The organism is Fredinandcohnia onubensis (genome assembly GCF_002734215.1).
Lineage (GTDB): Bacteria > Bacillota > Bacilli > Bacillales > Bacillaceae_L > Ferdinandcohnia > Ferdinandcohnia onubensis.
On the sequence record NZ_NSEB01000012.1, the window covers coordinates 476211 to 489077 of the forward strand.

Consider the following 12867-nt stretch of genomic DNA (forward strand, 5'->3'; position numbering starts at 1 on the left):
AAGATGCCTCAATGTTTATAGTTGTATAATTTGCAATTTATCATCACATGGTTGAAACTACAGGCTATTTATGTTGCTCCAAAGTAACGATTTTACTTAGTTCAAATACCCCGTCGTTATTGTACTCAATGTAAGCAAAATATGTTTTTCCATTTGCAAGATTTCTAACATGGGCACCCTTTGAGTTAAAATTAAAATCAGCAATCTTAAATGTGTCTTTTTCACCACTGTCAGATATATAAACCGTATAACCTTGGCCATTAGCGGAACGGATATCAAAATTGATATTCGCCTGCATGTTACCATTTGAAACGTTATCAACCTTAATGATATAGTCCCAAACTGCATATAAAGTGAAGTCTCCATCTACATTTATATTCGTGCCAGGAACCAAGACTTCACCTTTATTGTTAACTCTCCAGCCAACGAATTTCATACCAATTGGAGCTATGAAACTACTTTCAGGAACAGCATATTTGTTGCTAATTATTTTGGCAGAATCCATATTTCCAGTTCCACCATTACCATCAAAACTAACTATGGAAGTTCCTTCTTCCCTCTCGAATTCTACCATTACATCTGCGTTGGACAAGCTTGTGAAGGTGTATGTATCATTCGTGTCGTTAACTGACACACCATTTAGCGACCATCCTTTCACCTTGAATCCAAGATCTGGAGTTGCTGTAAATTCTACAAACTGGCCAACATTGACATTAGTACCGCTGTTAATAGAAGTACCATCTGCTGTCGCTAACATGTTTCCATTGCCCACCACTTTATACGTGATCAAAGAACTGTAAGAAGGCATTATCGTTTTTAGTCTTGAGGAATCTGGGACGCTCACTACTCTTCGGAAGTGATGCTCTTTGGAAACATAACCTGGATGGGTAATATTGATAACAATATGATTTCTCACAATAGCATTGTCACGTATACCAGACAACATTATAGTATTTCCATCCACCTCAACGCCAAAGTTACTTTGATTATTGACGTTGATTGTAGCACCTTCGACAGGTTCTCCAGTTTTTGCATCTGTAATTACTGCTATGATCTTAGCACTTTCGCCGTACATAAAGACCGGAACGTTATGGTACGGTGTCAGTGAAGGAGCATACTCAAATCGAACATCCATTGTACGTAATGTTCCCTCAACGTCAATTTCAAATGTCTTGACATCGTGATATACCATGTCTGCCGATTTTCTGTTGTCCAAATTGTTGTCAACAACATAGTGAGGAAGTTTGTTATTTTTAGCCACTACTGCTAAATCATGTATACCTGCTCCTACGTTTGTAAGGGTTGCTTTGAAACGAACTTCATCTCCAACCTTGCTTAACTCTGCAATCGCAAAATTTTTGTCAATGTCATAGGATACACGCACCGAACCAATATTTTCATAGTTGGCTATATCCGTTACGACACGACCAGTTACTTCCACGGTGCCATTGTCACCATGAGATGTCACTTCTGTCGTTGAAAGTTCATTAAGAGCAACACCATTTACTTCAACATCTTCTATACTGATGGAATGCTCCGTATTATACAAGGTGTCATTAATTCTCACATTATCCATTTCCAAATTAGTTACGTTATTTACTGTTAAATTCTTACCGTTAGTAAGGCGCGATGAGGTAATATCAATATCTTTAAAGTATAGGCTATCTATAGCACGTAAGTCAGAGATCTCAGTTTCAATAAATCCTGAAAAGGTACTATCTACATTTCCGGTTGCTCGGTTTGCAACTGAAAATACATTGGACATCGCTATATTGCGGATTTGGGCAACGTTCTTTTTCGTTCCGTAATTGCTAATCTCGGCGGTCTGGAACCACATATCTTGATCAGCCACCCGCTCTATATGGAAGAGGTATTCACGCATACCGCCAACTGCTATATTACGGAAGAAAATATCTTCAAATACAGCATCAAGACTGTTTGCTGTCTTTATTCTGAAAACGTTTCTAGACAAGTTACCCATCGGGTTTGTACTATCGTTTTCATGCACTCCGTTATGGAAGTTATTCTCAATAAAAATGTTGTTAATACCACCTGCTGCTTCGCTACCAACACTTATTCCTGAACCTTGCCAGAATATGTTACTACGGATAATAATGTTTTCCGTTGGTTTCTCTCTTAACTTACCATTATTTGTACGTCCTGATTTGAGGGCAATATTATCATCTTTGTTTGCGAATACATTATTTTCGATGATTACATTACGGCTTGATTCCGGATTAAAACCGTCACTGTTGCTACTTATACTCGTAATAGTAACGCCACGTAGTAAGATGTTTTCACTTTGTACAGGGTTTATTGACCAAAATGGTGAATTTCCAAATGTTACACCTTCTATAAGGATGTTTTTGGAACTATAAAACTGTACAAGACTCACTGTAATCTTTTGATTCAGGCTGAATGCGTCGCGCTTCTCAACAGGTGTGTTCGCATAGTTCCAGTTCCTGATTGTGTTATCTACATCGCCAGACCATTGGCTGGTATTCGTAAATTCTATTTTACCACCGCCTGTAATAGCGATGTTTTCCTTGTTGTGGGCGTAAATCGCTGGGGAGAACCCATAGTAGTCAATACCTTCAAAGGTTGTCAATGAGCGAGGATAATACTCACCAGTAACAATATTGAGAAAGTCTATTGTAGCCCCTTTTTCAATGTGAAGATTTACGTTATTATCCAATTGAATTGCTCCCGTCCGATATGGCTCAGTTCTTTTAGGCACGAGAACAGTACCGCCACCGGCTTTTGTTACATCGGCAATCGCTTTCCGGAATACTAAGGTGTAGTCATCTACTATGGTGTCCCCTTCCGTTACTTGCCGCACAAGTCCAGCATATTCCGATGAAGTGATATCAAAGATGTTATCAGGGAAAACAGGCAAATTGCTCTTTACGGAATCTAGGATACTATTATACCTGTCAGTATTCCAATATGGAGCCTCCCCTGGAACCAAGATTTCGTATTCTGCTGTTTCATCTGTTCCAGCACTTACAACCAACTTATCGCTCGTTGTAAGCATGTCCAGTCTTTTAGTAAGCAAATCGTCCTGATCGGGACGGTTTTCCCAAGCTATCTTTTCTTCACCGAGCCAATCCACAACCTTGAATGAATATGTACTTCCTACAATAGACGGCTCAATTTGAGAGATTAATTGCCCAACTGTAGTTCCCGATTGCACTGTTAGCGTTTTCTCAACGTCATTCAGTGTCTCAATATTTGGTGCTTCAGCCGCTTTTTGAATACTTACCTTTGCGGAATCTGTTACTTTATCCTGCGCTTCAACATCTTCGGCGTAAACACTAAAATTGACAAATAAGGAAAACAAAAGAGCCATAACGAGTGTCAATGAAAGTGCCCTTGTACTATGTCTTTTTCGTTTCATATAAGAATACCCCGTTCTTTAAGTGGATTGTTGATTTGTCATAGCATATACTTTGCTATGTTCTGCCCTTCTTTATCCTCTAAGAGACGACAGCCCTCCCATGCCATCGATTCTATATTTAGTAGTTTCAGAAAAAACGCACAACTTCTCAGATTTCTCAACGGAGATATAATATAATGCATTGTGAACTATGTCAATCCGACTTTTGTAATATTCCATTAAATCTAATTATTAATAATTATCAAAAAATATTATCAACAGAGTCTACTATTCAATTTTTATTATCATATTTGAATCGCTACGTTTTGTGTTTTTGTGCTAACGGGTGTTAGTTGAAGAACAGTCATTAAATAATAGAAAACGCAGAGGTTACTAAAACCTCTACGTTTTCAGTGTGTTTTTGTTGATTAAAAGTATGAGATTTACCTTAATATTGACCTTGTGATTTCGGTCACAACGTATGAGATACATAACTTATCAAACCCAAAGCAACAGATAGAACTATATTAAAATTGCTTTAAAGCTAATTGATATACATGATTTTGACGGAGATTATTGCATAATAGATAAGCTTGTTGTTCTTGTTTAGAAACGTGGAATTTCTTACCCATTTTTAGCGCACTGTATCCAAATCTTAATGCAATTAAAATGCCGGTTGGATCTGGAATAAGAGCGTCTAGAACTAGACCACCTAGTACATCCAATCCAATATCGATTCCTATTCCAATAACACTAAAAGCAACTAATTCAGCGGTTGCTGTAACAATAGCGTCCTTATACTGTTTCCTTGCTTCCTCAATCGCGAGTCCATTTTTCCGACTCTTAATGAACTGGATAGTCGCCATCGCAATACTCATGATAAAAAATGTGCCGTTTAATATGCTCATTTCAATTAATAAATCTGATATACCCATAAGAGATAAATTGGTTAAACTAAAAGTCAACAATTCTTTAGAACTATAGCTAATGGCACCAAGTCCTAATCCAATCATACCGTTTACTTTAGCAGATAGAATTGCATCATATTTTTTGGTTGACCATGGGCGTGGATCTTTTTTCAATCGATATAAATCAATGATTTCGTTAATTGCCAAATATACAATTGCAGATGATGCCATTGATGTAGCTCCAGCTTCCCAAAAATTTAGAGTAATCAGCTTCTCGTTATACTCAAGAGTCATTTGTAATTTCTCATCGTTCGTATGTGCGTATTGTAAATATTCTTGTTGTGTAGGATTTTTTGTATCACCGCCATGCAGAAATTCCCTATGTCCTTCTGTTGTGGCGAGAAGAATATTATCAGGATCACTTGCTAGTATTGTATCAGTAGGATTTTCACGTATTGTTTCTACATGATGCCCGTGTATGTTCTCAATCGGCTTAGCAGTTCCTGGTTCCCATTGACGTATTGAATCAATTTGTTTTACAGTAAAAAACGCTTCTTTACCTTTGTCATCGATATAATTAAATACTTGTTTCGGGGCATTTAACTCTTCATTTGCAAAAAAACGATAGCTTTCCCATTCATTGGTGACCCCGTAATTTCTTGCTGTCGCCATTGAGATGTCGGGATTAATGGTTAGTGATTCGTTGAAGTCATCATATCGTTTAATAGCTTTTTCTTGATAAGCTAAATATTCTTCTTCCCGCGGCTCGATAATCAGTTCATCAGCCATCCAAGTCCCAGAGATCGATCCTACTAGTGCTCCGTTATATTTGGTAGGATCAGTCCGAAAATACCGATTTTGATGATGACGTAACTTTTTCAATTATGATCCCACCTTTTTAAGAGGCGTATTTAACATAAGCTCTGTGAGCATTGGTTTTGCAGCTGGTGATAATTTAGCAAATATATCAGAATATACATTTTGAAAATAAATCTGTGTGGGCATAGAGAAATAGTTTTGCTCCCAGCCACCAAGTTCTCTTGTTAATTCTTCCAACATTTCACCCTTTTTGTATCTCGTTTCTAATTGGTTAAATTTAGACTGAGCTCTTTTAAAAGCTTGTATCGCTCTACTGTTGTATGCTTTTACTTGTTCTTGTGAAGGTTCCGTATTAATCTGTTTCATTAATTGGGCTGTTAGATTTTGATAATGAGAAAATAATTCAGGATAGTGTTTCAGGATATTTTTATCTATTGACTCATCCAGTTTTTCAATTTTCTTCAATTCATGTTCTGTTATATCGAGCGATACCAGTTGCTGTAGTTCTTGTAGTGTCTTGTTTGTTTTTTCAATAAAAATACGTTCTTGGTTACTCATATACTCATTACCAAGACGCAGTGTTTCATCCTTAAAGGTCTTCGCCGAGAACCAATCATTTGGTTTACAATTATCGAGATGAATACGTGCTGCATGATTTAATTTCTCAATGATTCGTTTTCTAGTACGATCATCCACATTTGGTAACAGGGTTTGTAATGTTTCTTTATATGCCATAACCAACACAGGTATCATCGGATATTTATTTATAGCGGTTTCTAATATTTGTACTTTTTCATTTGGAGATTTTGCTAGCGATGCTTTTTCAATCCATTGTTGGATTTCTTTCTCTTCCTCAAATAAATATACATTTAATTTCTCAAGAAGAAGATTTTCAGAGTGTTTAACAGCATGTTCTATACCAACCTTTGTTTCTTCTTTTAATTGAGTTACTTCAACCTTTAGGTTTTCTTTTAAATCCTCAAAGTATTGTGAAATAACTTGTCTTGCCTCTTTCTCAAATTTTTGAAAGTTCTCCTGTTGCTTTTCGTCTATATTTGTTAATTCTGTTTTAAAATAGTCTGCCATCTCACTCATTTGAACTTGTTGGGTACGTATCGTTTTACTATTCATGATTACCACTATCAGAGTAACAATTGATAAAGTTATTAAAACATATGTCATATTTTAACCTCCAAGATTAACGAGGGATTGAGAATCAGGTCATTTACACATTTTTCGAAAACTGTAGAGTGAGAGCCTGTCCGCTTGTCCCATTAGTAATATTTTCTTCTACATGTTAGAGTAGGATATTAATATTGTTATATACCTATCGATACAATCATTTTTCCATCTGTTAATTTGTATTTCTTAATGTTTCCGATAGGTACTCGCTTTACTTTTTCAAGATTGTTAAGATTAATTGTGATTAATTTTCCGTCATAGGATAAATATGGTGGGTTATTAAAGATTTTTTTATTCAAGAAGTTGAGATTGAGAGGTTTGAAGTTTTTAATTTTAAGATGTATCTCTCTATTTTCCATTTTGACAGGTAAAAGTACGATTTTAAAAGAAACTTCTTTGTTAAAAAGTTTTTCTACTTCGATTTTTCCTGTTAGTGTAATTCCGTCATTTGCTATAAGAAGATTAGTATCTTTCACTTTATCCGTTTTTTTTATAAGTTCATGAATCATATTTTCAGTAATTGGGATAGGTACACCTTTATCAATTTTATTTACATGTTGTTTAACTTTTTCAAGTATGCTCACTATGAATCCCCTTTTAATCTATATTTTTCTCTAAGGTACTTTACTATCAAATCTACACACTACTTCTGTTCTGTAAAATAACTCTTTGTCCTATCTAAAAATCAACAAAATGAACCAACGATTATTTACCATCCTTCAATAAAAATCCCCCTATTTAGCGTTTGATAATAATAACATCAGAGTTATTCTAAGAGAATTTTTCTAATTATGCATTGGTAATTTATTGTCAATTTTTCAAGATTAACTGAAATAGCTTATACCTTTAATGGGATAGAAATAATTACCTTTTTATCACAGGCTATAAAATCTTATCCTTTTAGATGTGGAATTTTGTAACAGGATGTCTGCGCTTATAAATCTCTTAAGAGGAACTATAAAAAATAGCCCTAATAATTAGGACTACTTTCGGAATTCATTTCTAATTTTATATTAGGAACTTTTGCCTAACATTATTGAGTTAGGTTAGTTATCTAAACCGCTAATTCCATCCATATATTCCTTCCGTATTTCAGATAATGTCTTTCCTGTGTCGTTGAGTATAGTATTCGAATAGGTTTCAACCGCTTGCCAGCCCTTTACTTCTTTTAACCATTTTTGTATAGACTTTTCTTCTCCATTCACTTGGACATTTCCATTTTTCAGTAACACAGCTGTTGCATTTTCGTTCTTAATTCTAAGTAGGTCTCCTTCTTTAACAACACCCCACTCTATCATCGAATCAATTCTTGGTAATTGTCTGCGTTTACTTTGTCTTTTTCGATTAATTTTTGAGGTGGTCGTTCTATCCGTTAATCCAACATAATAATCATCGTATTGGTCTAGTGGTAAGATTTTTTGACTCTCAATATAGATTTCTTCGTTTATTTTATATGGGATCAATTTATAGCAATACATTTCAACACCATTCTTATTAAGCCAAGCCACAGCTGATTTTGTTTGCTCATCGAAATCAGATGCAACCAAGATAATTTGTTGTCGTTGATTGAAATCCTCCAGAGCAATATCGTTATCTTCAAAGAATGATACTATATTCCGATTTGCATGTTCCGTAATCGTTAACGAACTACTGTTATTCTCTCTACTTTTCTCCAAAAAAGGTGCATAGATTTTGCTTAGCAAATCATCGATATCTTTAATCGTTGCAAACCCTGCAGCATAACGAATCGCTTGAAATTCAAACGCTTCCCTTCTATTTTCAATATCCTTTCGATCCCGCTTAATTTCTATAAGCACAAGATCACCATTCTGATTAAGCCCAACTAAATCACATATTCCATTACTCGAATTTCTTACCTGTTGGCCGACTATTAACATCGATTCATCTTCCGCTATTAAATTTGTATTGTTCTTAATTAATTCCTCTACATGATGTTCATTCATCCCTAATTCAGTAAAACTTGTAGGTTCAATCGGTACCGCCTCTTTGTTTTTTATGTGAAACATTTGTTTCTCTCCTCATTACTATTCTTGATTCATTCGTTGGAAGGTTACTTCGCTTACTTTGTCTACCATATAATCTCACCATTCACATATTGACCTATCCATACTTCCTATAAGTTTAACCTTTCAAACCATCCATATGAGCTTTCAACTTCATGATATAATCCTCTGACAAATACCCTTTTGCTCCACTAAGAATTTCATCTTCATAATCTGCTGGTGGGGCCGTTTCTTCATTTTTATTTTTAACAGTAAAAGTAATGGCTTGTGTGTCCTTACCGTTTAGTTTTATCGTGACAAAGGTAGCACGGTAGGCATTTGGTGCACCCTCACGTTGGTATAGATAATTTTTCAAAGCTTCAACTGGGATTTCGAAGACCTTACCTTCTACTTGGCCACTTTCTTCCACAATATCCGCACGCCCCATTCCATCCACTTTGGATTTACGTGTAAATCGGAGGGAATAGTTATCAAGAACTCCTACCCCAACCATATTTTGAAAATAGTGGTCTACTCCTTTTTCAATAAACCGCTTGTGATCCATGCAGCTTCCATAGGCAAAATATAGTACCGTACCACGTTGTTTATTTAGTAATCTGTACTCCTTCCAATCACCGTCGGGAATTCGATTGTTTAGCAAATTAGATTGACCCGCAATATACACATACGCTGTGACTGGACCTTTGTCTGTGTAAACCATCTGTTCAACTCTCTCATATAAATTGTTTTCTCTTCCTTCACGAAAGCCCTCTAATTGGTCGATTTGCCTCAACTCAAGATCAGTTACTGTGTAAAGTTCTCCATACACACGTGATGAACGGGACTGTTTCACTGCTGGATAGCCATACCCTGTATCATATAATTCTCCATTGGTCCAACACTGTTCTGCCAATCTGGTTGCCTCTTTCAGGTAGTGAGCATTACCTTCTCCTTTACGCAATGTTCCATATACAAACATGTTCTTCATCTTTACCACTCCTCATTATTTGTTAGGCTTAGTATAAAAAGAAAAGGTTGGCAGTCAGCCAACCTTCAAAAATGGTAGGTTAAAGAATCGTTATAATTTTCGTATCAATGGAACTCCACGTATACCCGTACCCACGTTTGTTCACAATTGGATTCTGTGTATTTTCTGGGAGGCACTTTTTTACCTTTCGATTAATCTTGGAGATAATCGGTTTAATGGAGGAGAGCGTAGGTGCCTCGTCCTCTTGCCACACATATTGAATCAGTTCCTCTTTTGAAACAATTCGACCTTTTTCGATTAAATATTTCAACACCTCAGCTTCTTTTCGTTGTAATTCAGTGACATCTTTCGGTCCGGAAAAGGTAGGGCGCAAGTGAGCCATATCTAATGTGGCCTCATTATCTTCATTTTCCATTTGTACATTTTCTACGTCATCAATAGTAGCAAGCATGTATGTGCCATCTGGATACCTGATTGCTCTCGTTTGCTGACCTTTTTGTGTAATTAATGCTCTCACTTCATTTATTTCACTGCTAAAATTATGTTCTTCATCTGATTCTATTGCCTTGTCCAAATAACGAATGGCTTCCAGATGGTCTCCTAGTTTATAAAATGCTTTAGCCATCGTCGCATATGCACGGAAGAGTCTGATTTTGGACAATGAAGTATGAATCGCTTTTGTAAAATATTCAATGCTTTTCTCATAATCCTGCGTATCAAAATGGATATGTCCCATCCTGTATAAGGCATTCGTATCATCAGGAAAAAGAGCTAACACCTCATCGAACAAGTCTTTTGCATTCACTAGATTCACGTATACTAGTTTTTCGTCCTCCCCGCTCCGGACTAGCAACTTAGCAAGCTCAACTTTATAGTCTGTGTTGTCTGGTTCTGTTTGTAATAAACCACGGAACAATTTGATTCCTTCTTTTAGCCAAGCTGCCTCATTCAGGGAACCTTGTTTTCTTCTCCAAATCATTATTTGATCTTGCATGGGGACACCTCATTTGTTGCATTTATAATTTTTTCATTGTTCCCTGATACAGCAATACTTTACCGCACTAGGGTTCAGGAAGTTCGATTATTTAATTTGCGCTGAGCAAGCAATCAACCCTGTACAAAATAATCCATTACCCTTTCGTCCTCCAGCATCTCATCGGTTACAACAAATCCTAGACGCTTATAGAATTGGATGGCAGCTTCATTTTCAGGCACAACTGATAAACGGATTCTCTCACAATCTACTCTTTTTGAAATCAGGCTGTCATTCCGAACTTCCGCTTTATCCAACTGTTTTTAGGTAAATATCCCTTTTCATGGATACTTGCCCATAACTTTTATGGGTAGTTGCATATGCTGTAGGGACAAAGAATTCATGAAAAGAGGAATAGTTATGAAATATGAATGGTATCAAACGAATCCAATGCCTTTTCCGTACCAATATGATTATGGACAAACGGGAATGATGCGTGAGTTTAAGCATGGACACGGTGGTGGGCATCATGGTCATCATGGTAAACCAGGACATGGCGGTGGCCATCATGGGCATCATGGTAAACCAGGACATGGTGGCGGCCATGGTAAACCGGGACATGGAGGTTTTCAAGGTGGACTTCCATTTTTGGGTGGATTAGCAGGCGGGTTACTAGCAGGAACATTGCTCAATTCCCCTAACAACTACCCGTATTACCAATACCCTAACTATGGATCCTACCCAGGATACTCGCCAACGCCATACCCACCTTATCAAAATTACCCAGGTTACCAGTACCCTCCTTATGGTGGATACTACTAATATATCCTTAAACACCAACTGCTACAGAAGCCATTACAAGAAGAAAATTGTAATGGCTTTTTCTCGTTTGTCAGACGGAGTAGTATACAGAGGGCAGGCTCCAGTATCCATTCCTAAAAACTAGGATTTTCTTTCACTTGAATCCAAAAATCTGTCTTTTCAAGTTGACCTGCAAGCTGTAACAGAAGGTCTTCACGACCGCGCCTTGCCATCACTTGAACACCACATGGGAGACCATCTTTTGTGAGATGCATGGGCAGCGTCATTGCAGGTTGGCCGGTTAAATTCGCAAGCTGGGTGAATGGAGTTCTCACAAGGCTTTTGTTTGCCAATTGCTCAACAAAGCCTGATTTTTTCAACATTCCTCCTAATTTTAAAGCTCCCACTACTTGGATCAGTCCTTTTTCAAATGGTGTTTGATCGAGCTCCCCTATCTTTGATGGAGGGTGGGCAGTAGTCGGTGTGACGTAAAGGTCATAGTCATCGTGAAAGTTTTCCATTTGAATCGCAGCCTTGTCCCAAAACTTTAGGCTTGCTAAAAATTCTTCGGCTGATACAGCTTTTCCAAGTAAATTCAGCATCCAAGTTGCCGGTTCTACGTCGGTAAAGGTGATCTTTCGTCCGATTATATCCTCAAGCTCAGTCAAGGTTGTGGCAACTTCTACAAAATACAACATAAAATAGCTATTCGCTACTCTATTTCCGTCAATCGGTGCCGCTTTCTCGATAACGGTATGTCCCATCTCTTCTAAGAGCTTTATCGTTTTATGTACGGCCTCCTTACACTCCTGATCAACAGAAGTGCCTATTGGAGAGTCTGTGGTAAATGCAATTTTAAGCGGACTTGTCAGTGCAGTCATCGATGCTTCTAAATAAGACCTATTAAAAGGAGGCGCAATAAATGCATTCGAGCGGTCCATTTGATAGTGGTCAAGTATGGTTGCACTATCCCTAACAGAGCGGCTTAAAATATGATCGACTGATGCCCCTTGCCATACCCGCCCTCTCCCTGGACCGATTGGTGTGCGACCACGAGTTGGTTTTAATCCAAACAATCCACAAAAAGCAGCAGGAATGCGAATCGATCCACCACCGTCATTTGCTCCTGCAATTGGAACCATCCCCGATGCGACAGCTGCAGCTGAACCGCCACTTGAACCACCTGGTGTAAAATCCGTGTTCCAAGGATTTCGTGATGGCCCATAATGAGCAGGCTCGGTTATTCCCATTAATGCAAACTCTGGAACATTCGTCTGTCCCAAAAGGGTAACACCCGTATTCCGGATTTGGCGAACAAATTCACTATCTTGGTCTGCTTTAATGTTTTCCAGCAACTTTGAACCACTTCTGATTGGACGACCTTTTACTTCCTGATTTATACTTTTTGTTAAGAAAGGCACACCCGCAAAAGAGCCGGTTGATTGAACGTGAGCAACTTCCTCAGAATCTTTGTGAAATTTATCAACAACCGCATTTAGCGCACCATTTTTCTTTTCAATTTCACGAATGGCTGCCTCACGGACTTCTTCTGCCTTCACTTCTTTCTTTTGAATTAATTCAGCTAATCCAACCCCGTCATATTTCTTATATTCGGACATTAACCATTGCCCCCCTTTTTGGTTTGCACAACAATAACAAACGTCCTAAAAATCCAATTCTACTTAGATACCACTATTTACCTATTATCTTATCATTTTATCATCTACTTTTTTATGAAAACTTTTAAATAAAATGGGCCTGACCCCCCACACAAGTTTGTTTGTTCATAAACATTTGCATAGTATCGTGGTTATGTA

General features: G+C 37.4%; 10 protein-coding genes. 1 reads left to right on the top strand and 9 read right to left on the bottom strand.

The window, feature by feature from the left end; all coding sequences use genetic code 11:
* Positions 1-64: 64 nt before the first annotated feature.
* The 8 genes from CKK03_RS16730 to CKK03_RS24260 form a co-directional block, all read right to left on the bottom strand.
* Positions 65-3397, bottom strand: coding sequence for a glycosyl hydrolase family 28 protein (locus tag CKK03_RS16730; RefSeq protein ID WP_099363671.1), 3333 nt, complete (start codon positions 3395-3397; stop codon positions 65-67).
* 506 nt (positions 3398-3903) lie between these two features.
* Positions 3904-5166, bottom strand: coding sequence for a hypothetical protein (locus CKK03_RS16735; protein WP_099363672.1), 1263 nt, complete (start codon positions 5164-5166; stop codon positions 3904-3906).
* Complete coding sequence (locus CKK03_RS16740) at positions 5167-6285, bottom strand: hypothetical protein (RefSeq protein WP_099363673.1); 1119 nt, start codon at positions 6283-6285, stop codon at positions 5167-5169. It lies immediately after the preceding gene.
* 137 nt (positions 6286-6422) lie between these two features.
* Positions 6423-6869 (bottom strand): hypothetical protein, encoded by a 447-nt coding sequence (locus CKK03_RS16745; protein WP_099363674.1) that lies wholly within the window; start codon positions 6867-6869, stop codon positions 6423-6425.
* A gap of 462 nt (positions 6870-7331) precedes the next feature.
* Entirely contained in the window at positions 7332-8312 is a 981-nt protein-coding gene (locus CKK03_RS16750; protein WP_099363675.1) for a PDDEXK family nuclease, read from the bottom strand.
* Between the two features lie 115 nt (positions 8313-8427).
* Positions 8428-9276, bottom strand: a complete 849-nt coding sequence (locus tag CKK03_RS16755; protein ID WP_099363676.1) for a gamma-glutamylcyclotransferase family protein — start codon at positions 9274-9276, stop codon at positions 8428-8430.
* A 79-nt stretch (positions 9277-9355) separates the two neighbouring features.
* Entirely contained in the window at positions 9356-10270 is a 915-nt protein-coding gene (locus CKK03_RS16760; protein ID WP_099363677.1) for a winged helix-turn-helix domain-containing protein, read from the bottom strand.
* Between the two features lie 113 nt (positions 10271-10383).
* A complete protein-coding gene (locus tag CKK03_RS24260; protein WP_099363678.1) occupies positions 10384-10566 on the bottom strand; it encodes a GNAT family N-acetyltransferase in 183 nt (60 codons plus the stop codon).
* Positions 10567-10669: 103 nt separating this feature from the next.
* Between CKK03_RS24260 and CKK03_RS16770 the strand changes: the two genes are divergently transcribed.
* On the top strand, positions 10670-11071 hold the full coding sequence (locus CKK03_RS16770) for a cobalt transporter (RefSeq protein ID WP_180271285.1): 402 nt from the start codon (positions 10670-10672) through the stop codon (positions 11069-11071).
* Positions 11072-11184: 113 nt separating this feature from the next.
* Here CKK03_RS16770 and CKK03_RS16775 read toward each other — a convergent pair whose 3' ends face one another.
* Complete coding sequence (locus CKK03_RS16775; RefSeq protein WP_099363679.1) at positions 11185-12669, bottom strand: amidase family protein; 1485 nt, start codon at positions 12667-12669, stop codon at positions 11185-11187.
* Positions 12670-12867: the final 198 nt, after the last annotated feature.

Bases quoted from the DNA above. Each gene is read 5' to 3' on its own strand.
- CKK03_RS16730 (WP_099363671.1), bottom strand. From the start codon at position 3,397: ATGAAACGAAAAAGACATAGTACAAGGGCACTTTCATTGACACTCGTT.
- CKK03_RS16740 (WP_099363673.1), bottom strand. From the start codon at position 6,285: ATGACATATGTTTTAATAACTTTATCAATTGTTACTCTGATAGTGGTA.
- CKK03_RS16750 (WP_099363675.1), bottom strand. From the start codon at position 8,312: ATGTTTCACATAAAAAACAAAGAGGCGGTACCGATTGAACCTACAAGT.
- CKK03_RS16755 (WP_099363676.1), bottom strand. From the start codon at position 9,276: ATGAAGAACATGTTTGTATATGGAACATTGCGTAAAGGAGAAGGTAAT.
- CKK03_RS16760 (WP_099363677.1), bottom strand. From the start codon at position 10,270: ATGCAAGATCAAATAATGATTTGGAGAAGAAAACAAGGTTCCCTGAAT.
- CKK03_RS16770 (WP_180271285.1), top strand. From the start codon at position 10,670: ATGAAATATGAATGGTATCAAACGAATCCAATGCCTTTTCCGTACCAA.
- CKK03_RS16775 (WP_099363679.1), bottom strand. From the start codon at position 12,669: ATGTCCGAATATAAGAAATATGACGGGGTTGGATTAGCTGAATTAATT.